Annotated in this window: 24 protein-coding genes and 1 riboswitch; of the genes, 17 read left to right on the forward strand and 7 right to left on the reverse strand. The window is 76.0% G+C overall.

The window, feature by feature from the left end; translation table 11 throughout:
* The first annotated feature begins 14 nt into the window (after positions 1-14).
* Positions 15-635, forward strand: coding sequence for an MSMEG_1061 family FMN-dependent PPOX-type flavoprotein (locus FB380_RS03190; RefSeq protein ID WP_188959541.1), 621 nt, complete (start codon positions 15-17; stop codon positions 633-635).
* A gap of 73 nt (positions 636-708) precedes the next feature.
* Entirely contained in the window at positions 709-1,134 is a 426-nt protein-coding gene (locus FB380_RS03195) for a VOC family protein (protein WP_166753813.1), read from the forward strand.
* A gap of 28 nt (positions 1,135-1,162) precedes the next feature.
* On the opposite strand, the gene FB380_RS03200 is transcribed toward FB380_RS03195, so the two are convergent.
* Positions 1,163-1,363 carry a hypothetical protein gene (locus FB380_RS03200; protein WP_166753814.1) on the reverse strand — a complete coding sequence of 67 codons (201 nt, stop codon included), beginning with the start codon at positions 1,361-1,363 and terminating at the stop codon, positions 1,163-1,165.
* 229 nt (positions 1,364-1,592) lie between these two features.
* On the opposite strand from FB380_RS03200, the gene FB380_RS03205 reads away from it, so the two are divergent.
* Positions 1,593-2,198, forward strand: coding sequence for a type II toxin-antitoxin system PemK/MazF family toxin (locus FB380_RS03205; RefSeq protein WP_229681950.1), 606 nt, complete (start codon positions 1,593-1,595; stop codon positions 2,196-2,198).
* An 11-nt stretch (positions 2,199-2,209) separates the two neighbouring features.
* Here FB380_RS03205 and FB380_RS03210 read toward each other — a convergent pair whose 3' ends face one another.
* The 6 genes from FB380_RS03210 to FB380_RS03235 all read right to left on the reverse strand — a co-directional run bounded on the left by FB380_RS03210 (position 2,210) and on the right by FB380_RS03235 (position 6,174).
* Complete coding sequence (locus FB380_RS03210; protein WP_166753816.1) at positions 2,210-2,419, reverse strand: hypothetical protein; 210 nt, start codon at positions 2,417-2,419, stop codon at positions 2,210-2,212.
* A 138-nt stretch (positions 2,420-2,557) separates the two neighbouring features.
* Positions 2,558-3,604, reverse strand: coding sequence for an AI-2E family transporter (locus FB380_RS03215; protein WP_166753817.1), 1,047 nt, complete (start codon positions 3,602-3,604; stop codon positions 2,558-2,560).
* 161 nt (positions 3,605-3,765) lie between these two features.
* Complete coding sequence (locus tag FB380_RS03220) at positions 3,766-4,830, reverse strand: AbrB family transcriptional regulator (RefSeq protein ID WP_166753818.1); 1,065 nt, start codon at positions 4,828-4,830, stop codon at positions 3,766-3,768.
* Between the two features lie 116 nt (positions 4,831-4,946).
* Positions 4,947-5,240: a transcriptional regulator gene (locus tag FB380_RS25795; RefSeq protein WP_166753819.1), complete on the reverse strand. Its 294-nt coding sequence runs from the start codon at positions 5,238-5,240 to the stop codon at positions 4,947-4,949.
* Positions 5,237-5,698, reverse strand: coding sequence for a hypothetical protein (locus tag FB380_RS25800; RefSeq protein WP_166753820.1), 462 nt, complete (start codon positions 5,696-5,698; stop codon positions 5,237-5,239). Before FB380_RS25800 ends, FB380_RS25795 begins: the two co-directional genes overlap by 4 nt.
* A 29-nt stretch (positions 5,699-5,727) precedes the next feature.
* On the reverse strand, positions 5,728-6,174 hold the full coding sequence (locus tag FB380_RS03235; protein ID WP_166753821.1) for a hypothetical protein: 447 nt from the start codon (positions 6,172-6,174) through the stop codon (positions 5,728-5,730).
* Between the two features lie 103 nt (positions 6,175-6,277).
* Positions 6,278-6,362, forward strand: a riboswitch (cobalamin riboswitch).
* 62 nt (positions 6,363-6,424) lie between these two features.
* Here FB380_RS03235 and FB380_RS03240 point away from each other — a divergent pair.
* The 14 genes from FB380_RS03240 (at position 6,425) to FB380_RS03310 (ending at position 20,851) form a co-directional block, all read left to right on the forward strand.
* Positions 6,425-8,530 carry a putative cobaltochelatase gene (locus FB380_RS03240; RefSeq protein WP_188959542.1) on the forward strand — a complete coding sequence of 702 codons (2,106 nt, stop codon included), beginning with the start codon at positions 6,425-6,427 and terminating at the stop codon, positions 8,528-8,530.
* A 1-nt stretch (position 8,531) separates the two neighbouring features.
* Entirely contained in the window at positions 8,532-9,146 is a 615-nt protein-coding gene (gene cobO / locus FB380_RS03245; RefSeq protein WP_166753822.1) for a cob(I)yrinic acid a,c-diamide adenosyltransferase, read from the forward strand.
* A 103-nt stretch (positions 9,147-9,249) separates the two neighbouring features.
* On the forward strand, positions 9,250-10,635 hold the full coding sequence (locus FB380_RS03250) for a cobyrinic acid a,c-diamide synthase CobB (protein WP_166753823.1): 1,386 nt from the start codon (positions 9,250-9,252) through the stop codon (positions 10,633-10,635).
* Complete coding sequence (locus FB380_RS03255) at positions 10,622-11,344, forward strand: energy-coupling factor ABC transporter permease (RefSeq protein WP_166753824.1); 723 nt, start codon at positions 10,622-10,624, stop codon at positions 11,342-11,344. The genes FB380_RS03250 and FB380_RS03255 overlap by 14 nt, the downstream gene beginning before the upstream one ends.
* A complete protein-coding gene (locus FB380_RS03260; RefSeq protein WP_166753825.1) occupies positions 11,341-11,769 on the forward strand; it encodes an energy-coupling factor ABC transporter substrate-binding protein in 429 nt (142 codons plus the stop codon). The genes FB380_RS03255 and FB380_RS03260 overlap by 4 nt, the downstream gene beginning before the upstream one ends.
* Entirely contained in the window at positions 11,766-12,503 is a 738-nt protein-coding gene (cbiQ, locus tag FB380_RS03265; protein ID WP_166753826.1) for a cobalt ECF transporter T component CbiQ, read from the forward strand. The genes FB380_RS03260 and cbiQ overlap by 4 nt, the downstream gene beginning before the upstream one ends.
* Positions 12,500-13,345 carry an energy-coupling factor ABC transporter ATP-binding protein gene (locus FB380_RS03270; RefSeq protein WP_166753827.1) on the forward strand — a complete coding sequence of 282 codons (846 nt, stop codon included), beginning with the start codon at positions 12,500-12,502 and terminating at the stop codon, positions 13,343-13,345. Before cbiQ ends, FB380_RS03270 begins: the two co-directional genes overlap by 4 nt.
* Positions 13,342-14,976, forward strand: coding sequence for an Rv2231c family histidinol phosphate aminotransferase CobC (gene cobC, locus FB380_RS03280; protein WP_188959543.1), 1,635 nt, complete (start codon positions 13,342-13,344; stop codon positions 14,974-14,976). Before FB380_RS03270 ends, cobC begins: the two co-directional genes overlap by 4 nt.
* Positions 14,977-15,020: 44 nt before the next feature.
* Positions 15,021-16,061, forward strand: coding sequence for a nicotinate-nucleotide--dimethylbenzimidazole phosphoribosyltransferase (gene cobT, locus FB380_RS03285; RefSeq protein WP_268237732.1), 1,041 nt, complete (start codon positions 15,021-15,023; stop codon positions 16,059-16,061).
* Positions 16,058-17,398: a uroporphyrinogen-III C-methyltransferase gene (cobA, locus tag FB380_RS03290; protein WP_166753828.1), complete on the forward strand. Its 1,341-nt coding sequence runs from the start codon at positions 16,058-16,060 to the stop codon at positions 17,396-17,398. The genes cobT and cobA overlap by 4 nt, the downstream gene beginning before the upstream one ends.
* Before the next feature lie 30 nt (positions 17,399-17,428).
* Positions 17,429-18,016 carry a DUF2238 domain-containing protein gene (locus FB380_RS03295; RefSeq protein ID WP_166753829.1) on the forward strand — a complete coding sequence of 196 codons (588 nt, stop codon included), beginning with the start codon at positions 17,429-17,431 and terminating at the stop codon, positions 18,014-18,016.
* A 58-nt stretch (positions 18,017-18,074) separates the two neighbouring features.
* A complete protein-coding gene (locus tag FB380_RS03300) occupies positions 18,075-18,941 on the forward strand; it encodes an alpha/beta fold hydrolase (RefSeq protein WP_166753830.1) in 867 nt (288 codons plus the stop codon).
* Positions 18,942-19,034: 93 nt separating this feature from the next.
* The gene (locus tag FB380_RS03305; RefSeq protein WP_166753831.1) at positions 19,035-20,000 is read left to right on the forward strand and encodes an ABC transporter ATP-binding protein; all 966 of its coding nucleotides are present in this window, start codon (positions 19,035-19,037) and stop codon (positions 19,998-20,000) included.
* On the forward strand, positions 19,997-20,851 hold the full coding sequence (locus FB380_RS03310; protein ID WP_166753832.1) for an ABC transporter permease: 855 nt from the start codon (positions 19,997-19,999) through the stop codon (positions 20,849-20,851). Before FB380_RS03305 ends, FB380_RS03310 begins: the two co-directional genes overlap by 4 nt.

The raw sequence follows: 20,851 nt of genomic DNA on the forward strand, positions 1-20,851 counted from the left end.
CTACCGTCGGGGCCGTGACTGCCGTCCCCGACTCCACCACTGCCGACCTCGAGGTGCTGGCCGGCTACCGGGCGCCCTCCCAGCTGGTGCTGGACAAGGTCATCGACCGGGTGGACGAGCACTGCCGGGCCTTCATCAGCCGGTCGCCGTTCGCCACGCTGTCGACCGCGGACACCGACGGGTGGCCCGACGTCTCCCCGCGCGGCGGCGAGCCGGGCTTCGTGCACGTGCTCGACGAGCACCGCCTGGCGCTGCCCGACCGGCAGGGCAACAACCGGGTCGACGGCCTGCGCAACCTGGTCGCCAACCCGCGGGCGGCGCTGCTGTTCTTCGTGCCCGGCTGCGAGGAGACGCTGAAGGTCTACGGGACGACGTCGCTCGTCGGCGCCGGCGAGCTGGGCATCGACTTCACCGAGTTCGGCCGCGAGCCCCGCTCGGTGCTGGTCGTCCACGTGGAGCGGGCCTACTTCCAGTGCGGCAAGGCCGTGATGCGCTCGCGGCTGTGGGACCCCTCGGCCCAGGTCGACCGCTCGACGATGACGCCGTTCGGTCAGGTGCTCCGGGACCACTGCGCGCTGGAGACCCCGCTGCCCGACGACGCGACGATCCGCGCGGACCTCGCCCAGGAGCTCTGACCGAGGGCCCCTCCCCCTCCCCGCGAGCCTCCGGACGGGGCCTGATGTCGGTGGCAGGCCCTAGCGTGCCGCCATGGCACACACCTTCCAGGTCACCATCGACTCCACGGCGCCCCACCCGCTCGCCGACTGGTGGGCCGAGGCGCTCGGCTGGGAGCGGGAACCCACCGACGAGGCGTTCATCCGGCGCATGGTCGACGCCGGCCACGCCACCGAGGCCGACACCATGCGGCACGACGGCCAGCTCGTCTGGACGGCCGGCGCGGCGATCAACCACCCCACCGGCGGTGCGCCACGGGTGCTCTTCCAGCTGGTCCCCGAGCCGAAGACGGTCAAGAACCGGGTGCACCTGGACGTCCGGGTGGGCCCGGAGGCCGTGGACGCCGAGGTGGCCCGGCTGACCACGCGGGGGGCGACCGTGCTGCACGAGGGGCACCAGGGCCCGCACCGCTGGGTGACGATCGCCGACCCGGAGGGCAACGAGCTCTGCCTCACCTGACCCCGGCACCGCGCAGCGCGCGTGCCGATCAGTCGATGGGGTGGTCCCGCTCGGCCTTGCGGTCGGCCACGGCGCGCTGGGCCAGCAGCCGCCGTCGTTCGTTGCGACGCTGCCGGTCCGGTGTGCGATAGCGGGCGTCCTCGACCAGCTGCCAGGCGGCCAGGGCGCTCGCGCGCACCGCCGGTGGCACGAGCATCTCCGCCGGGTGCACCGGCTCGCCCATGGTCATCGCGGGACCTTCTCTCCCCTGGGCGACGGGATCGGGTCGCCTCCAGCAGTGTGACCCGGCCGCCCTCGCCCGAACCGTTGCCGTGACCAGTTCGCCCCGTTCTGGGCACCATCTGTCACAGAAGTCACATCCGTGTCGTCCATCCGGCCGCCGACGAGGAGCGGTGGCCGCGCGCCCCGGCGTGTCCTCGACCGGCGCGTCGCTGGAGCCATCGCCTACCGTGCCGAGGGTGGCGGGCAGCAACTGGCGGAGAGCACTCGAGCGGCTGGTGGGCGTCGTCGTCCAGGAGGGCGGCCGGAGCCTCCGGCGGGGCAACCGCCGGGTCCGCCGCCCCGGCGCCCAGTCACCACCGCTCCCCGAGTGGGCGACTCCCGGTTCGGCGCCCCCGGCGCGGGCTCCGCTGCCCCCGGCGGCGCCGCCACGGCGCATCCACCTGGCGACCGACTACACCGGCCCGCTGGAGCTGGACTACGCCCCGCGGGCCGACGACCGCCCCGACCCGGGCGAGGTCGTCTGGACCTGGGTGCCCTTCGACGAGGGCGACGGCCGGGGCAAGGACCGGCCGGTGCTGGTCGTCGGGCGCGACGGCGATGCGCTCCTGGGCCTCATGATGACCAGCAAGGACCACGACCGGGACGCCGCGGACGAGGCCCGGCACGGTCGGCACTGGGTCGACGTGGGCACCGGCGGGTGGGACCGGCAGGGCCGGCCCAGCGAGGTGCGGATCGACCGGGTCCTCCGGATCGACCCCAGCGACGTCCGGCGTGAGGGCGCCGCGCTCGGTCGGCGGCAGTTCGACCAGGTCGCCGTCGAGGTGCGGCGCCTGCGCGGCTGACGGCGGCCCCGTCAGTCGGTGGCGCCGCCGTCGTCCCGCGAGGTGCGGGGACGCAGGTGGTAGACGCCCGCCGAGTCGGTCAGCGACCGCAGGTCGTACCGGTGCACGACCTTCGGCCCGCCGTGCAGGTGGGTGTGGGTGATCGTCGGCAGCGGCTCACCGTGCCGGGCCTCGCGGATCTCCACCCGGCCGTCGAGCGGCCCACCCACGAACTGCAGCACGGCAGCCTGGTCCTCACCGGTGGCGGTGGTGTCGTCCTCGGACAGCGCGGTCCTCCTGGGTCGGTGCCGGTGCCGCGCCGGATGGCGGCCCCGACCAGGGTAGGCACCGCAGCGCCGTCCGTCCCGCACTGCCGACCCTCAACCGCCGGCGATCGGGCGTGACCCGTGCCGCGTCCAGACCTCGTGGCCGGCCGCGGAGACCGCCGCGACCAGGGGCACGAACAGCAGTGCGCCCGCCAGACCCCACAGCAGCCCTCCGGCCGTCACGGCGATCAGGACCACCGCGGCGTTGATCGGCAGCCGGTTCTTCATCACGTAGGGCTCGACCACGTCGTTGCCGATCTGCTGGACGAGCACGACCAGCCCCAGCACCAGCGCGGCGGTGCCCAGCCCCGAAGCGCCGTAGGCGACGAGCACGGCCACCGCGCCGGCGAGGAAGGCCCCGATGGTGGGGATGTAGGACGCGACGAACTGGAGTGCGGCCAGGGTGAGCGCCAGCGGGACGCCGAGCAGCAGCAGACCGAGCCCGATGCCGACCGCGTCGAACAGCGCGACCAGGGTCAGCCCCCGCACGTAGGCGCCCACCGTGCCCCACGCCGCCCGGCCGCCGGCGTCGACGTCCTCCCGGACCGTGCCGCCGAACTTGCCGAGCAGCCACCGCCACATGCCCGGGCCGCTGGTGAGGAAGAGGAACGCCAGCGCCAGGGCGAGGAAGACGCCGAGGGCGACCTCCAGGAGAGTCCGGGCCGGCCCGATCAGCTCGGTGACGCCCGCACCACCCTGCCCGCCCACCACGTCGCCGAGCGAGGGCATCGAGGTGCCGAACCGTTCGGAGAGCTGGGTGGAGACCCGGTCCAGGGCGTCGCGGAGCTGGGGCAGCTGGGAGGCGATGCGGGCGGCCAGGCCGAGCCCCGCACCGACCAGCACGACCAGGAGCAGCAGCACGGCCGCACCGGCCGAGACCCACCGTGGCACGCCCCGGCGGCTCGCCCAGCCCACCGCCGGTGCCGCCACGCCGGCCAGCAGCAGCCCGGTCAGCACGGCGACGAGCACCAGGGTCAGCTTCACGGCGAAGCCGGCGAGCAACCAGACGAGGACGGCGAGCACGAGCAACCGCCCGCCGACGGCGGCGGCGCGGACCAGCCAGGCAGGGGCCGCCCGGTCGTCCAGGTCCGGTCGGGGCACGGCGCCCGAGGGGAGACCGCGGTCGGCCGGGGGCACGAGGTCTGCTCGGGGCTCCCGGTCCGGCCGGGGTCCGAGGCCTGATCGGGCGTCGTCGGTTGCCATGCCCTGGGGGATGCCACGACTGCGCCGCCTGACACATGACGATCGTGGATCGTCAGGTGTCAGACCGGCTGCTGGCCCCTCCCCAGCCAGCGGGCCAGCAGCGGGGCGGAGAAGAGCATCACGAACAGCCGCAGCACCTGGACCGCGAGCACGAAGGTCGCGTCGGCACCGCTGCCCGTGGCCGTGGCCAGCACCGCGTACAGCCCGCCCGGCGTGGTGGCCAGGTAGCCGTCGAGCGCGCTCACCCCGGCGGTGCGGGACAGCAACACCCCCAGGCCGGCGCAGGCCGCGACCGCACCGACGATGAGCACGACGGCCAGCGGCAGCGCCCGGCCGACCAACCGCAGGCTCGCCCGGGTGAAGCCGAGGCCCACCTGCAGCCCGATCGCCAGGAAGCCGGCCGCCTCCACCAGCGGCGGCACGGTCGCCCCCTGCGCCAGCCCGGTCACGTCCAGGACGGCGGCCACGGCCAGCGGCCCCAGCAGCGCACCCACCGGCAGCCGGCTCAGCCGGCCGAGCAGCACCCCGGTGACCACGCAGACCACGGTGAACAGCAGCCCGGCCGGCCAGCCGGGGCCGTCGTCGGCCGGCACGGCGCCCTCGCCGCCGGAGGCGCCGTAGACCGTGGTGGCCACGATCGGCATCGCGGTCACGATGAGCAGCACCCGCAGGTACTGCAGGACGGCGACCACCTGCTCGTCGGCGCCGAGGTCCCGCGCCATCGCGGTGATGCCGGACGCACCACCGGCGATCATCGCGAAGGCCCCGGTGACCGGGCTGATGCCCGGTTGCAGGCGCATCAACTGCCCGGCGACCAGGCTGACGCCGAGGGTGGCGACCGTGATCAGCAGCACCGGCAGCCAGTGCTCGGCGACCGTGCGCAGGGTCTCGGCCTGGACCAGCGCGCCGATCGACACCCCGATGACCGCCTGCGCCCCGGTGCTCGCCGGCCTCGGGAGCGCCAGCGGCGTGCTGCCGATCAGCGCCCGCCCCAGCCCGGCCACCAGCCCGCCGAACAACGCGGCGGAGGGGACGGCGAGGAGGTCGAGCGCCAGCGTCGCACCGATCCCGACGACGAGGACCACGGCCCAGTCGAGGAACCGCCGCCCTCGCCCTCGTGCCACGCCGGGCACTCTGCCCGACCCCGTGCGTGGCCCCGTCCAGCGGCCGTGCCACGGACCCGTCCAGGGGCTCGTCGCGAGCTCGCGAGCGAGGAGGAGGAGGAGGACGGGGTCCTCCGTCAGAGACCGGCGATGCGGCGGAGCTCGGCGACGTGCGCGCCGAACGCCGCCCGCCCCGCCCTGGTGAGCGCCAGGCTGGTGCGCTGCCGGGAGGCGATCGTCGCCTTGCGCACCTGCACGTAGCCCGCCTCCTCCAGCTGCTTGACGTGCTTGGAGAGCACCGAGTCGCTCACCGACACCGCGTCCCGGACGGCGGCGAACTCCATCGTGTCGACGGCGGCCAGCAGCCCGCAGATCTGCAGCCGCGGCGGGGCGTGGACGACGGCGTCGAACCGCGGCTCGACCGCGGTCACCGCCCGGCTCGCAGCGCAGCGACGTAGATCCGGGTCACCCACCTGCTGAGCAGCCCCGCCGACGTCCCCAGCACCGCGCCCGCCACGACCATCGCACCACGCAGGTCGAGCAGGAACTCGGCTGCGGCACCGAGCGCGAACAGCGAGAAGTAGCCGATCGCCCAGTTGCGGATGGCCCGTTGGACGCGCTCCTGGACCGGCCCCACCTTCCGGGCGTCCCACCAGACCCCGGTGATCCGTCGGTACGCCGCCACGAGCGCTGCGGCCCCGGCGAGGAAGAGCGCCAGAGCTGCCGCGATCACCCAGCCGCTGCGGGACGAGTAGCTGCTGAAGAACCCGAAGAGGAGCAGCCCGAGGGTCACGTCGTACCACCACGGCTGCATCAGGCGGTCGGCCAACCCGGCCCGGTCCGACTGCAGTGCCGCCAGCTGCGCAGCCGCCACCTGCGGGTCGGTCACCGCCGCACCCTCGGCGGGCACCGGCCCCGTCACCGCTCGCCCCGCAGCTCGGCGATCCAGCGACGGGTCCACCGGCGGCTGAGCAGGGCGAGCGCGGTGCCGAGGACGGCGCCGGCGACGGGCATCGCCCACCGCTGGCCGTGGTCCTCCGCCAGCACGAGCGCCGGCACGGAGACGACCAGGGCCAGGGGCACCCAGGTGAGCCACGCCCGGCCGTCCGGGTACACCCAGACGCCGGTGCGCCGCTGGTAGCTCCACGCGAGCCCGCCGAGACCGAGCGCGAAGACCAGCAGCGCCAGCGCGCGCACCCAGGAGGTCTCGATCGCGTAGGAGGCCAGGAGGCCGAACAGCAGCAGCCCGCCCGCCACGTCGTGCCACCACGGCTGCATCACCCGGTCCGCCAGCGCGGTGCGATCCGCCTCCAGGGCGGCCAGCTGGGCCACCGCCGCGTCCCGGTCGATCCCGTCGCTTTCCATGCTGGAAAGAGTGCCGCACCACTTTCCACCTCGTCAAGAGACACGCCCCTGTCCTCACCCGGGGTGCCCGTGGTCGAATGGCGCTCCAACTGCGACGGCAGTGGAGGAAGCCCGGTGCGACTCCGGCGCGGTCCCGCCACTGTGACCTGGCCACTCGCCTCGGTGAGCTGTCGGGGAGTCAGGAACTCCCGCCGTCGCTTCCTGCCACCTCCGGGCGTGGACACCCGGGGAGAGGACCTGTGGTCTGCTGATGACCTATCCCTTCGGCGCCGTCGTCGGCATGGACGACATGCGACTGGCGCTGCTGCTCAACGCCGTCTCCCCCGCCGTGGGTGGCGTGCTGGTGCGCGGGGAGAAGGGCACGGCGAAGTCGACGACGGTGCGCGCCCTGGCCGCCGTCCTGCCCCCGGTCGACGTCGTCGCCGGCTGCCGCTTCGCCTGCGACCCCGCCGCCCCCGACCCGGAGTGCCCGGACGGCCCGCACTCCGCCGACGACCGCCCGGTCACCCGTCCGGCCCGCCTGGTCGAGCTGCCGGTCGGCGCCTCGGAGGACCGGCTGGTCGGCTCGCTGGACCTCGAGCGGGCGCTCACCGAGGGCGTGAAGTCCTTCGAGCCCGGGCTGCTGGCCGGCGCGCACCGCGGCGTCCTGTACGTCGACGAGGTCAACCTGCTGCACGACCACCTGGTCGACCTGCTGCTGGACGCCGCCGCGCTGGGCCGGGCCTACGTCGAGCGCGAGGGCGTCTCGGTGCGGCACGCGGCCCGGTTCCTGCTGGTCGGCACCATGAACCCGGAGGAGGGCGAGCTCCGCCCCCAGTTGCTGGACCGGTTCGGCCTCACCGTCGAGGTGGCCGCCCCCCGGGACGCCGACCTGCGCGCCGAGGTGGTCCGCCGCCGGTTCGGCTACGACGCCGACCCGGCCGGCTTCGCCGCCGCCTGGGCCACCTCCGAGCGGGAGCTGGCCGACCAGATCGCCGCGGCCCGCGCGCTGCTGCCGCAGGTGGTGCTCAGCGACGCCGCGCTCCGCCAGGTCACCAGCGTCTGCGCCGCCTTCGACGTCGACGGCCTGCGCGCCGACCTGGTCACCGCCCGCGCCGCCATCGCGCACGCTGCCTGGTCCAGGCGCACCGAGGTCACCGAGGACGACGTCCGGGTCGCCGCCCGCCTGGCCCTCCCCCACCGCCGCCGGCGCAACCCCTTCGACGCCCCCGGCCTGGACGAGGAGACCCTCGACCGGGCGCTGGAGGACTCCCGCCCCGACTCCCCACCCGACGACGACCCGACCCCACCCGAGGGCACTGACCCCACCGACGGCGACCCCACCGACGACGGGGGCGGCCCCAACGGGGGCGGGACCCCGCCCTCCGGCGGGCCCACCGACCACCAAGATGGCCATTTTGGTGGCGCTGAGGACGAGCCGGTCGACGCCGCAGGTGCCGGCGGTGCAGGTCAGGACGGGCAGGAGCCGACGACGGCGCCGCGCGGTGAGGGCGGCGGGCACACCGACGCCGCGCCCGCCCCGGAGCAGGCGGCCGTGACCCCCGACGCCCCGTTCCGGGTGCAGCGGCTGGAGGTCGGCGGCATCGGCGCCGGTGCGGCCGGCCGGCGGTCCCGGGCCCGCAGCGAGCGCGGCCGGGTGGTCGGCTCGACCCGCCCCGCGGGCAGCGTCACCAGGCTGCACCTGGTCGACACCGTGCTCGCCGCCGCACCCCACCAGCGAGCCCGCGGGCGCAGCGGCACCGGCCTGCGGGTCGAGCGCGCCGACCTGCGCCAGGCCACGCTGGAGGGCCGGGAGGGCAACCTCGTCCTCTTCGTCGTCGACGCCAGCGGCTCGATGGGCGCCCGCTCCCGGATGGCCGCGGTGAAGGGCGCCGTCCTCTCGCTGCTGATGGACGCCTACCAGCGCCGGGACAAGGTCGGGCTGATCACCTTCCGCGGCGGGGACGCCGAGCTGGCCCTGCCGCCCACCTGGTCGGTGGAGGCGGCGGCCGCCCGGCTGACCAGCCTGCCCACCGGCGGCCGCACCCCGCTGGCCGCCGGGCTGCTGCGGGCGCACGAGACGCTGCGGCTGGAGCGGGTGCGCGACCCGCAACGGCGTCCGCTGCTCGTCGTCGTCACCGACGGCCGGGCGACCGGCCCGCGGGGCGGCGACCACCTCGCCGACGCCCGCCGGGCCGCCGGGCTGCTGGCCACGGCCGGGACGGCGAGCGTCGTCGTCGACTGCGAGTCCGGGCCGGTGCGGCTGGGCCTGGCCGCGGCGCTCGGTCAGCAGCTGGGCGCGCAGACGCTGCGGCTCGAGGAGTTGGGCGCCGAGGCGCTGTCCGGCGTCGTCCGCTCGGTGCGAGAGGCGGCCTGACATGCCCCAGGGACAGGTGACCGCGGTCCCGGTCGACGGGCTGACCACCCGCCAGCGCCGCAACCGGCCGCTGCTCGCGGTGCACACCGGGGAGATGAAGGGCAAGTCCACCGCCGCCTTCGGGATGGCGATGCGGGCGTGGAACCAGGGCTGGTCGATCGCGGTCTACCAGTTCGTCAAGAGCGCCAAGTGGAAGGTCGGCGAGGAGAACGCGCTGACCGCGCTGGGCCGGGTGCACGAGACCACCGGCGAGGGCGGCCCGGTCGTCTGGCACAAGATGGGCTCGGGCTGGTCGTGGTCCCGACGGGCCGGCACCGAGACCGACCACGCCGCCGACGCGGCCGAGGGCTGGGCGCAGATCAAGCGCGACCTGGCCGCCGAGGCGCACCGCTTCTACGTGCTCGACGAGTTCACCTACCCGCTGAAGTGGGGCTGGGTGGACGTCGACGACGTCGTGGCGACCCTGACGGACCGGCCGGGCAACCAGCACGTCGTCATCACCGGGCGCGACGCCCCACCGGCGCTGATCGAGGCCGCCGACCTGGTCGTGGAGATGACCAAGGTCAAGCACCCGATGGACGCCGGCCAGAAGGGCCAGCGGGGGATCGAGTGGTGACCCCCTCCCGGGCAGAAATGGCCATTTCTGCCTCTCGTCGCGGACCGTCACGTCCCTGCGCCCGGGCAGAAATGGCCATTTCTGCCCTCCCGGGGGCCGGGCGATGAGCGTCCGGATGCCGCGGATCGTGGTCGCGGCGCCGTCCTCCAACGCGGGGAAGACGTCGATCACGACCGGGCTGATCGCGGCGCTGACCGCACGCGGGCTGACCGTGAGCCCGCACAAGGTCGGGCCGGACTACATCGACCCGGGTTACCACGGGCTCGCCGCCGGCCGGCCCGGGCGCAACCTGGACATGTGGCTGGTCGGCGACGACCGGATCACCCCGCTGTTCCTGCACGGCTCGCGGGGCGCCGACGTCGCGGTGGTCGAGGGCGTGATGGGGCTGTTCGACGGCGCCGCGCACGCCAGCGTCGAGCCCGGTTACGGCTCCACCGCCCAGGTCGCCGCGCACCTGCAGGCCCCGGTCGTTCTCGTGGTCGACGCCGCCTCGCAGGCCCGCAGCGTGGCCGCGCTGGTGCACGGGTTCGCCACCTTCGACCCGACGGTGCGGATCGGCGGCGTCGTCCTCAACCGGGTCGGCAGCGACCGGCACGAGGCGATCCTGCGCGAGGCGCTGGGCGCGGCCGGGGTACCGGTGCTGGGTGCGGTCCGCCGGATCGCGGAGCTGCAGACGCCGTCCCGCCACCTGGGGCTGGTGCCGGCCGCCGAGCGGTCGGCGGAGGCGGTGCGGACGGTGCGCGCGCTGGGCGCGGTGGTCGAGTCCAGCATCGACCTGGACGCCGTCCTGCGCCTGGCCCGCACCGCGCCGGACCTCGCCGGGGAGCCCTGGGACCCGGCCGCCGAGGTCACCCGGGTCGAGGGCCGGCCGGTCGTAGCCGTGGCCGGCGGCCCCGCGTTCACCTTCGGCTACGCCGAGACCACCGAGCTGCTCACCGCCGCCGGCGCTCAGGTGGTGACCGTCGACCCGCTGCGGGACGACGCGCTGCCCGAGGGCACCCGGGCGCTGGTCGTCGGCGGCGGCTTCCCGGAGGTGCACGCCAGCGCGCTGAGCGCGAACGTCGGCCTGCGGACGGCGATCGCCGACCTGGCCGCCCGCGGGGGCCCGATCGCCGCGGAGTGCGCCGGGCTGCTGTACCTCTCCCGGGAGCTGGACGGCGAGCCGATGTGCGGGGTGCTGCCCACGACGACCGCGATGCACCCCCGGCTCACGCTGGGCTACCGGGCCGCGGTGGCGCTCACCGACAGCGTGCTCGCCCCGGCCGGCACCCGGGTGCGCGGGCACGAGTTCCACCGCACCACCGCCGGCCCCGCCGCCGGGGCGACCCCCGCCTGGCAGTGGAACGCCGACGGGCCGGAGGGCTTCGTGACCGGGAACGTGCACGCCTCCTACCTGCACCTGAACTGGGCCGGGTCCCCCGGGATGGCCACCCGCTTCGTCGCCGCCGCCGCGCGGGTCCCCCAGGAGGTCGGACATGCACATCGCTGAGGGGTTCCTGCCGCCCGCGCACGCCATCGGCTGGACCATCGCCGCCGCCCCGTTCGTCGTCCACGGCGCCCGGGCGGTGGTCAAGGAGGTACGGGAGAACCCGGAGTCGACCCTGCTGCTCGGCGCCGCCGGGGCGTTCACCTTCGTGCTGAGCGCGATCAAGCTGCCCTCGATCACCGGCAGCTCCAGCCACCCGACCGGCACCGGGCTCGGCGCCGTGCTCTTCCGGCCGCCGGTGATGGCCTTGCTGGGCACCGTCGTGCTGCTGTTCCAGGCGCTGCTGCTGGCCCACGGCGGGCTGACCACCCTGGGCGCCAACGCCTTCTCCATGGCGGTCGTCGGTCCGTGGGCCGGCTACGCCGCCTACCGGCTGGTCCGGCGCAGCGGCGGCGGGCTGCTCCCCGGGGTCTTCGCCGCGATGGCGATCGCCGACCTGGCCACCTACGTCACGACGGCGCTGCAGCTGGCCTGGGCACACCCCGACGCGGCCAGCGGCTTCGCCGGCGCGGCGGCGAAGTTCCTGTCCGTCTTCGCGTTCACCCAGGTGCCGCTGGCGATCGGCGAGGGCCTGCTCGGCGTCCTGCTGTTCCGGGTGCTGACGGTCAACGCCCGCCCGGAGCTGGAGCGCCTCGGCGTCCTCCGGCCGGATCCGGGGCCGGTGGACACCGAGGCCCCGGTGCGCGCGCCCGCCCCGGGCGGCGAGCGATGAGGCGGCACCTGGTCACCGCCCTGCTGGTGCTGGCCGTGATCGCGCTGTTCGCCACCCCGCTGCTGCTCGACGGGGGCAGCGAGTACGCCGGCACGGACAGCCAGGCCACCGAGCTGATCGAGGAGTCCGACGCCGGCTACGAGCCGTGGTTCGAGTCGGTCTTCTCCCCCGGCTCGTCGGAGATCGAGTCCGGCCTGTTCGCGCTGCAGGCGGCGCTCGGCGGCGGGGTGCTGGGCTACGTGCTCGGCCGCCTGAAGGGCCGACGGACGGCGGAGCAGACCAGCCGGCGGACGGCGGAGCAGACCAGCCGGCGGACGGCGGAGCAGACCGGCCGGCGGACGGCGGAGCAGACCCGCCGGGAGACGGGCGAGCAGCCGGCCCGGCGGACCGTGGAGCCGGCACGCACGGAGCCCACGACGCCGTGACCGGGCTGGCGATCGACGACGCCGCCTGGGCCAGCGCCTGGCGGCTGCGCTCCCCCGCCGACAAGTTGCTGCTCAGCGGCGGGCTGGTGCTCGCCGCGCTGGTCCTCCCCGCCTGGCCCGGCAGCGTGCTGGTCGGGCTGGCCGCCGTCGTCCTGGCGCTGGGCCCGGCCCGGGTGCCGGCGCGCACCTTCGGCCGCGCGGTGCGGCTGCCGCTGGCGTTCATCCTCATCGGGGCGCTGACCGCCGTCGTCCAGGTCGGGGACGGCGGCCTCGGCTGGGCACCGGACGCGGCCGCGCAGGCGGGCGGGCTGGTCGCCCACGCGGTCGCCGGCAGCGCCGCGGTGCTGCTGCTGGCCACGACGACGCCGATGTCGGACCTGCTGCCGGCGCTGCACCGGCTGCGGGTGCCCGACGCCGTGGTGGAAGTGGCCTCGGTGACCTACCGGATGCTGTTCGTGCTGCTCACCAGCCTGTCGACCATCCGCGAGGCGCAGGCCGCCCGGATGGGGCACGCGGGCCTGCGCAACACCTACCGCTCCTCGGGGATGCTGGCCGCCGCCGTGCTGACCCGCTCCTGGGACCGGGCCCGCCGGCTGTCCGACGGGCTGGCCGGGCGGGGCATGGAGACCGGGCTGCGGGTGCTGCCGGAGGTGCTGCCCTCCTCGGCGCGGTTCGTGGCGACGACCGTCGTCGGCCTGGCCGCCCTGGTCACCGTGAGCCTGGTGGCGGCATGAGCCACCTGACGCTGGCCGCCGAGGGCCTGGACGCGGGGTACGAGCGGGGTGCGCGGGTGCTGGACGGCGCCTCGCTGACCGTGCCGCCCGGCCGCCGGCTCGCACTGCTGGGCGCGAACGGGTCGGGCAAGACGACGCTGCTGCGCTGCCTGTCCGGGGCCCTGGCGCCCGCCCGCGGCCGGGTCACCCTGGACGGCGCCGAGCTGCGCCCCACCCGGTCGGGCCTGCGCGCCCACCGCCAGGCGGTGCAGCTGGTGCTGCAGGACCCCGACGACCAGCTGTTCAGCGCCTCCGTCGCCCAGGACGTCTCCTTCGGTCCGGTGAACCTGGGGCTGCCCGAGGCCGAGGTCCGTGCCCGGGTCGCCGAGGCGCTGGAGCTGCTCGCCGTGGCGCACCTCGCCGGCCGCCCGACCCACCAGCTCTCCTACGGCGAGCGGAAGCGGGTCGCCATCGCCGGCGCGGTCGCCATGCGGCCCTGCGTGCTGATGCTCGACGAGCCCACCGCCGGGCTCGACCCCACCGCGGTCGGCGAGGCGCTGGCCGCGCTCGCCCGGTTGCAGGAGGCCGACTCGACAGTCGTGATGAGCACCCACGACGTCGACCTGGCGCTGCGCTGGGCCGACGAGGTCGCCGTCGTGGTGGACGGCGGGGTGGTGCAGGGCGCACCGGACGTCGTCCTCGGCGACGACGTGCTGCTGGCCCGGGCCCGGCTGGACCGGCCGTGGGCGCTCAGCGTCGGCGCCCGGCTGCAGGCGCTCGGGCTGCTGCCCGACGGCGCACTCCCCCGCGACGCCGACGCGCTGCTGGCCGCGCTCCCCGACCGCCCCGGGGTCACGGCGTGATCGTCGTGGGCATCGGGGCACGCGCCGGGGTGACCGCCGACGAGGTGCTGGCCGCCGTGGACGCGGTGCTGCCGGCGCCGGAGGGCCCCGTCCGGCTGGCCTCGCTGGACAGCCGGGCCGCCGAACCGGGGCTGCGCCAGGCCGCCGCGCGCCGCGGCTGGCCGCTGACCGGGCACCCGGCGGCCACCCTGGCCGGCGTCCCGGTGCCCACCCCGTCGGCGCGGGTCGCCGCCGCTGTCGGCACGGCGTCGGTCGCCGAGGCGGCGGCGCTGCTGGCGGGTGGGCGGCTCGTCGTGGCAAAGACGGTGCACGGCCGGGTGACCGTGGCGGTGGCCCTCGACCCCGCCCCGCGGCCCCACGACGCCGACATCTCTCAGCACGACGTGGACCTCCGCCACCACGACATCGACCTCCGGCACCACGACACCGACCTCCGGCACCACGACACCGACCTCCGGCACCACGACACCGACCTCCGGCACCACGACACCGACCTCCGGCACCACGACACCGACCTCTGGCACCACGACACCGACCTCCGGCACCACGACACCGACCTCCGGCACCACGACATTGACCTCCGGCACCACGACATCGACCTCCGGCACCATGGCGACGCCGAGGTCGGACCCGGCCTGGTGGACCTGGTGGTGAACGTCCGTGCCGACGCGCCCCCGGCCTGGCTGCGCACCGTGCTGCACGAGGCGGTCGAGGCCAGCGCCGCCTACCCCGACCCGCGCCCGGCCCGGGCAGCGGTCGCCGCCGCGCACCGCCGCGACCCGGCCGAGGTGCTGCTCACCGCGGGGGCCGCCGAGACGTTCACGCTGGTCGCGCGGGCGCTGCGTCCGCGCCGCGCGGTCGTCGTCCACCCCTCCTTCACCGAGCCCGAGGCCGCACTGCGCGCTGCCGGCCACCCGGTGGAGCGGCTGCTGCTGCCCGGTCCGGGGTACCGGCTGGACCCGGCGGCGGTGCCGGCCGACGCCGACCTCGTCGTCGTCGGCAACCCGACGAACCCGACGTCGGTGCTGCACCCCGCCGCCGACCTCGCAGCCCTGGCCCGCCCCGGGCGGGTGCTGCTGGTCGACGAGGCGTTCGCCGACACGGTGCCCGGTGAGCCGGAGTCGCTGGCCGGCCGCAGCGACCTGCCCGGGCTGCTCGTGGTGCGCAGCCTGACCAAGACCTGGGGGCTGGCCGGGCTGCGCGTCGGCTACGCGCTCGGCCCCGCCGACCTGGTCGCCGCACTGGCCGCGCAGCAACCGCACTGGCCGGTCTCCACTCCCGCGCTGGCCGCGCTGTCCGCCTGCACCGGTCCGGCCGCCCGGGCCGAGGCCGAGGAGGTGGCGCACCAGCTCACCGAGCACCGGGCCGCGCTGCTCGCCGCGCTCCCACGCACCGTCGAGGTGCTGGCCGAGCCGCGGTCGTCGTTCGTGCTGCTGCGCGTGCCGGGCGGTGCCCGGGTGCGCGAGCGGCTGCGGGAGCGGGGCTGGGCGGTGCGCCGGGGCGACACGTTCCCCGGCCTGACCGGCGACCACCTGCGGGTGGCCGTACGCGACCCGGGGACCTCCCGTGCGTTCGCTGCGGCGCTGGCTGAGACCCTTGACCCGATCGACACGACCGAGGAGGTCCGCTGAGCACCGACCCGACCCCCTTCGCCGGAACGCTGCTGGGCGCGACCATCGCCGCCATCGCCCCGCGGGACACCGCCGCCGAGCGGGCCGCCCGGGAGCGGCTGGACCGGATGACCAAGCCCCCCGGCTCCCTCGGGGTGCTCGAGGACGTCGCCGCGCAGCTGGCCGGCACCGCCGGGGCGTGCCCGCCTCCGCTGCCCGAGCCGGCCGTGGTCGCGGTCTTCGCCGGCGACCACGGGGTGCACGCCCAGGGGGTCACCCCCTGGCCGCAGGAGGTCACCGCCCAGATGGTCGCGAACCTCGCCGGCGGCGGCGCCGTGGTCAACGCCTTCGCCGCCCAGCTGGGCGCCGAGGTGGTCGTGGTCGACGTCGGGGTGGCCACCCCGGTGGGTCCCGCCGCGGGCCTGCTGGAACGCACCGTCCGCCGCGGCACCGCCGACCTCTCGGTCGGTCCGGCGATGACCCTCGCCGAGGCCCGGCAGGCGGTGGAGGTCGGCATCGAGGTGGCGACGACGCTCGCCGCCGGGCACGGCTGCCTGGTCACCGGCGACATGGGGATCGGCAACACCACCGCGTCGGCGGCCCTGGTCTGCGCGTTCACCGGCGCGGCCCCGGCCGCGGCGACCGGCCGCGGCACCGGCATCGACGACCCCACGCTGGCCCGCAAGGTCGAGGTGGTCACCCGCGCGGTGGCGCGGGTGCCGGGTCGCCCGGCCACGCCCGAGGCGGCGCTCGCCGCACTGGCCGAGCTCGGCGGGCTGGAGCACGCCGCGCTGGCCGGCTTCGTGCTCGGCGCCGCGGCCGCCCGGGTGCCGGTGCTGCTGGACGGGGTGATCGCCGGCGCGGCCGCGCTCGTCGCCGCCGCGCTGTGCCCCGCCGCCCTGGAGCACGCCCTCGCCGGTCACACGTCGGCCGAGCCGGGACACGGCCTGGCCCTGCACGCCCTGGGCCTGCGCCCGCTGCTCGGGCTGGACCTGCGCCTCGGCGAGGGCACCGGTGCCCTGCTCAGCCTGCCCCTGGTGGCCAGCGCGGCCCGGGCGCTGCGCGACGTCGCCACCTTCGACTCCGCGGGTGTGACCGAGAAGTGACCGCCTCTCCGAGCCCGGGCACCGTCTACCCGGTGGGGCTGCGCCTGGCCGGGCGCCGCGTCGTCGTCGTCGGCGGGGGCCAGGTCGCGCACCGCCGGGTCGCCGGCCTGCTGGAGGCCGGCGCTGAGGTCACCGTGGTCAGCCCCGAGGTCACCCCGGCCCTGGAGGCGCTGGTCGCGCCCGGTTCGGTCACCTGGCACCCGCGGCGCTGGGTCGACGGCGACCTGGCCGGCGCCTGGTACGCCGTGGCCGCCACCGACGACCCGGACGTGAACGCGGCCGTCGCCGCCGAGGCCGAGCGCGACCGGGTCTTCTGCGCCCGCGCCGACGACCGCGGCGCCTCCAGCGTCTGGACCCCGGCGGTCGGCCGGCAGGGCGACCTGGTCATCGGCGTGCACGGCGGCGGCGACCCGCAGCGGGCCGTCGGCGTGCGGGACGCGGTGCTGACCGGGCTGACCGACGGCTCCATCGCCGACCGCGCCTCCCGCACCCCCTCGGTGGCCGCCGGCAGCGTCGTCCTGGTCGGTGGCGGGCCGGGCGACCCCGGCCTGGTGACGGTCCGCGGCCGGCAGGCGGTCGCCACGGCCGACGTCGTCGTCGCCGACCACCTCGCCCCGCAGGGGCTGCTGGCCTCGCTGCCCGCCGACGTGCTGGTCATCGACGCCTCGAAGCTGCCGCGCGGGCGCTCGATGGCGCAGGAGCAGATCAACGAGCTGCTGGTGTCGCACGCGCTGGCCGGTCGCCGGGTGGTGCGGCTCAAGGGCGGCGACCCGTTCGTCTTCGGCCGTGGCTTCGAGGAGCTCGAGGCGTGCGCCGCGGCGGGCGTCCCGGTCGAGGTCGTGCCCGGGGTGACCAGTGCGATCGCCGTGCCCGGCCTGGCCGGGGTCCCGGTCACCCACCGCGGGATGACCCACGAGTTCGTCGTCGTCTCCGGGCACGTGCCGCCGGGGCACCCGGCGTCGCTGGTCGACTGGGCGGCGCTCGGGCGCCTGCGCGGCACGGTCGTGGTGCTGATGGGGGTCGACACCGCCCCGGCGATCTCCGCCGCCCTGGTCGAGCACGGCCGGTCGCCGGAGACGCCGGTCGCCGTGGTCAGCGACGGCGCCACCCCGGCCCAGCGCACGCTGCGCACCACCCTCGCCGGGCTGGCCCGGACCATCGCCGACGAGGGCGTCCGACCGCCCGCCGTCTGGGTGGTCGGGGACGTCGTCGGGCTGTCGGCCCCGGCGGTGCCCGCCCAGGAGGTCCCGGGGGTCCCCGCTCAGAACGCATCGGGGGTGCCCGCTCAGGAGGTCCCGGGGGCGCCCGCTCAGGAGGCCACGGCGCCTCCCGCTTAGACGCCGCCGGCCCCGGATACCCCGGTGCCCATGAGCTCCCCGCGCACCGTCGCCCGCTGGGTGTTCGACGTCGCCGTCGTCGTCGCCCTGGTCAGCGCCGTCGTCATGGCCGTCTCCGGCAACTGGGACGCCACCATCCGGTTCGGCCTCATCGCCGCGGTCATGGTCGCGGTGCGCACCAGCGACGTCCCGCTGCCCTTCGCCGGGGCGTTCGCCGTCCTGCTGCTGCTGTCGACGTGGGCAGCCGTCCGGCACTGGTACCGCCAGATCGACCAGTTCGACCTCCTGGTCCACTTCCTGACCCCCGGGAGCCTGGCCGCGGTCGTCTACTTCGCCCTCGTCCACCAGCGGCTGCTCCCCGACGTCCGCCGGCAGACCCCGCGCCTGCGCTCCGCGGCACCGGTGCTGTGGGTGGTGCTCGTCGGCACCACCGCGGCCGTGGTCTGGGAGTTCTACGAGCTGGTGATGGAGCGGCTGTCCCCCTCCTCGATGAACGTCGGCTACACCGACACGGTGCTCGACCTGCTCGCCGGGATGCTCGGCTCGGCCGTCGCGGGCGGGCTGGTGCTGGCCTGGGGCCGGCGCGCCGACACGCACCCGCAGCACGACGGCAGGTGAGCCTCGGGCCGCCCGGCGTCACCGGGCCACCGGCCCGCTGCGCGGTTACGTTGGTCCGATGCCGTACGTCGTCTCCTCGGATGCCACCGTCCTCACCCTGCGCACCCAGGGCCCGGCCGACGGGCCGGTCGTCGTCCTCGTCAACGGCCTGGGCATGACGACCGACTCCTGGGGCCGGGTCCCCGAGCTGCTCGCCGACCGCCACCGGGTGGTCCGGTACGACCTCCGGGGCCACGGGCGCAGCGGCAACGCCCCCGCCGACGACTACAGCCTCGAGGCGCACGCCCAGGACCTGGCGGCCGTGCTCGCTGAGGTCGTGCCCGACGGGCAGCAGGCGGTCGTGGTCGGCAACAGCCTCGGCGGCGGCATCATCGTCGTGCACGCCCGCGACCTCGGGCTGGACCGGATCAGCGGGGTGGTGTTCGCCGGCTCCGGTGGCTCGGGCGTCACCGCCCCCGGGCTCGCCCGCGACCTGCCGCCGGTGGCTCGCCGACTGGTCCGCCGGGTCTGGCTGTACACGCTGCGCCTGGTGGCCGTGGTCGCCAACCGGGTGCGGCCGATCGAGCCGCTGGCCGACTGGCTGGTGCGGCAGTTCGCCTTCGAGCCGGGCGCGCCGGCGGACGCGGTCGCCCAGGTGCGGGAGGACTTCATGGGCAGCCGTCGGGTGCCGCTGGCCCGCACGACGCTGGCCAGCGTGAGCACCAACGGCGTCCGGTACGCCTCGGCGCTGACCGTGCCCACCCTGGTCGTGCACGGCGACCACGACCCGGAGGTGCCGCAGGAGGAGATCGACGAGCTCATGCCGGAGCTGGCCGACGGTGAGCTCGTCCAGCTGCCCGGCGCCGGGCACATGGTGGCCCTGACCCGCACCGAGGAGACCGCCGAGCAGATCGCCCGCTGGGTCCGCCGGGTCGGGGCCGGCTGACGGGACGACCGGCGCGCAGAGCACTGGTGCTCTCGATGTAGCAGCCCTACTATCACCGCCGTCAGCTCCTCCCTGCTCCAGGAGTGGTGCGTCATGGCCGCGGTCCCCCCCTCCCCCGCCTTCCCCGAGCCTCCCCAGCTGGGCCCACCGGGCGATCTGCCCGCCGTCCGGGTCCGGGGCCTGCGGATGGCCTACGGCACCCACGAGGTGCTGAGCGGGGTCGACTTCGACGTCCGGCAGGGCGAGGTGGTCTGCCTGCTCGGCCCCAACGGCGCCGGGAAGACGACCACGATCGAGGTGCTGGAGGGCTTCCGGCTGCCCTCGGCCGGCTCGGTGGAGGTGCTGGGCGCCGACCCGGCCCGTGGCGACGACGCCTGGCGGGCCCGGGTCGGGGTGGTGCTGCAGTCCTGGCGGGACCACCCCCGGTGGACCCCGCGACGGCTGCTCAGCTACCTGGGGGGCTACTACGAGCCGTACTCGACGCCCGAGCGCCCGCGTCCCTGGGACGTCGAGGACCTGCTGTCCACGGTCGGGCTGACCGAGGAGGCCGACCGGAAGATCGCCACCCTCTCCGGCGGGCGCCGCCGACGGCTGGACGTCGCCGTCGGGCTGATCGGCCGGCCGGAGCTGCTCTTCCTGGACGAGCCGACCGCCGGGTTCGACCCGCAGGCCCGCCGCGACTTCCACGACCTGGTGCACCGGCTCTCCGACCTCGAGGGCACCTCCATCCTGCTCACCACCCACGACCTGGGTGAGGCCGAACGGCTCGCCGACCGGATCCTCATCCTCACCGACGGGCGGATCGTCGCCGACGGCAGCGCGGCGGCGCTCACCCGGCAGGTGGCCGGCACCAGCGAGGTGCGGTGGGTGCGGGACGGCGAGCAGTTCGTGCACGCCACCGACGACATCGTCCCGTTCGTCCGCCGGCTGCTCGACCAGCACGGCGACGAGCTCACCGACCTGGAGGTGCGGCGGGCCGACCTGGAGGACACCTACATCGCGATGGTGCAGCGCTTCGAGTCCCGGCCGCAGCGGCACCTGGCGGAGGTGGCCCGGTGAGCGCCTCCCGCCAGGCCGTGCGCCAGGGCCTGCGCCGCGGCTGGACGGAGTTCGTGCAGAGCCTGCGCAGCCCGCAGGACCAGGGCTTCTACCTCTTCCTCGGCGTGATCACCCTCGCCGTCCTGTGGTTCAACCGGGACAACGAGGTGGGCGACACCGGCCTGCTCTACCCGACGTTCGCGCTGCCCAGCATCCTGGGCGGGCTGCTCACCTTCGGCCTGGTGATCGGGCCGGGCTACTCCCTGGCGATGGAGCGGGAGGACGGCACGCTGCTGCGGCACAAGGCGCTGCCGCACGGGATGGAGGGCTACGTCACCGGGCAGCTGACCCTGCAGTCGCTGACCCTGCTGCCCAGCCTGCTGGTCGTCCTCGTCCCGAGCATGCTGCTCTTCGACGGCGTGGTGCCCGGCGGCGCGGGCAGCTGGCTCGCCGTCCTCGGCCTGATCGCGCTCGGCGTGCTCGCCACGATGCCGTGGGGCATGGTGCTGGGCTCGGTGGTGCCCGGCGTCCAGAAGATGGGCACCTGGGGGATGCTGCCGGTCCTGCTGATCACCGCCATCTCCGGCATCGTCGTCCCGATCCAGGCGATGTGGGGCTGGGTGCAGGCCGTCGCCCAGGTCTTCCCGGTCTACTGGCTCGGGCTCGGGCTGCGCTCGGCCTTCCTCCCCCCGGAGGCGGTCACCGGCGAGCTGGGAGACTCCTGGCGGACCGGCCCGATGCTGCTGGTCCTCGGCGCCTGGACGGTGGCCGGCCTGGTGGTCGCACCGCGGGTGCTGCGCCGGATGGCCCGGCGGCAGTCCGGGTCGACGGTCGAGGCGGCACGGGAGACGGCTCTGCAGTGGGTGCGGTGA

The organism is Modestobacter marinus, from assembly GCF_011758655.1.
Taxonomy (GTDB): domain Bacteria; phylum Actinomycetota; class Actinomycetes; order Mycobacteriales; family Geodermatophilaceae; genus Modestobacter; species Modestobacter marinus.

What these genes read in the sequence shown, in the direction of transcription:
- FB380_RS03195 (WP_166753813.1), top strand. Translation starts at nt 709, where the DNA reads ATGGCACACACCTTCCAGGTCACCATCGACTCCACGGCGCCCCACCCG.
- FB380_RS03200 (WP_166753814.1), bottom strand. Translation starts at nt 1,363, where the DNA reads ATGACCATGGGCGAGCCGGTGCACCCGGCGGAGATGCTCGTGCCACCG.
- FB380_RS03235 (WP_166753821.1), bottom strand. Translation starts at nt 6,174, where the DNA reads ATGGAAAGCGACGGGATCGACCGGGACGCGGCGGTGGCCCAGCTGGCC.
- FB380_RS03240 (WP_188959542.1), top strand. Translation starts at nt 6,425, where the DNA reads ATGACCTATCCCTTCGGCGCCGTCGTCGGCATGGACGACATGCGACTG.
- cobO (WP_166753822.1), top strand. Translation starts at nt 8,532, where the DNA reads ATGCCCCAGGGACAGGTGACCGCGGTCCCGGTCGACGGGCTGACCACC.
- FB380_RS03250 (WP_166753823.1), top strand. Translation starts at nt 9,250, where the DNA reads ATGAGCGTCCGGATGCCGCGGATCGTGGTCGCGGCGCCGTCCTCCAAC.
- FB380_RS03255 (WP_166753824.1), top strand. Translation starts at nt 10,622, where the DNA reads ATGCACATCGCTGAGGGGTTCCTGCCGCCCGCGCACGCCATCGGCTGG.
- FB380_RS03260 (WP_166753825.1), top strand. Translation starts at nt 11,341, where the DNA reads ATGAGGCGGCACCTGGTCACCGCCCTGCTGGTGCTGGCCGTGATCGCG.
- FB380_RS03270 (WP_166753827.1), top strand. Translation starts at nt 12,500, where the DNA reads ATGAGCCACCTGACGCTGGCCGCCGAGGGCCTGGACGCGGGGTACGAG.
- FB380_RS03295 (WP_166753829.1), top strand. Translation starts at nt 17,429, where the DNA reads ATGAGCTCCCCGCGCACCGTCGCCCGCTGGGTGTTCGACGTCGCCGTC.
- FB380_RS03300 (WP_166753830.1), top strand. Translation starts at nt 18,075, where the DNA reads ATGCCGTACGTCGTCTCCTCGGATGCCACCGTCCTCACCCTGCGCACC.
- FB380_RS03305 (WP_166753831.1), top strand. Translation starts at nt 19,035, where the DNA reads ATGGCCGCGGTCCCCCCCTCCCCCGCCTTCCCCGAGCCTCCCCAGCTG.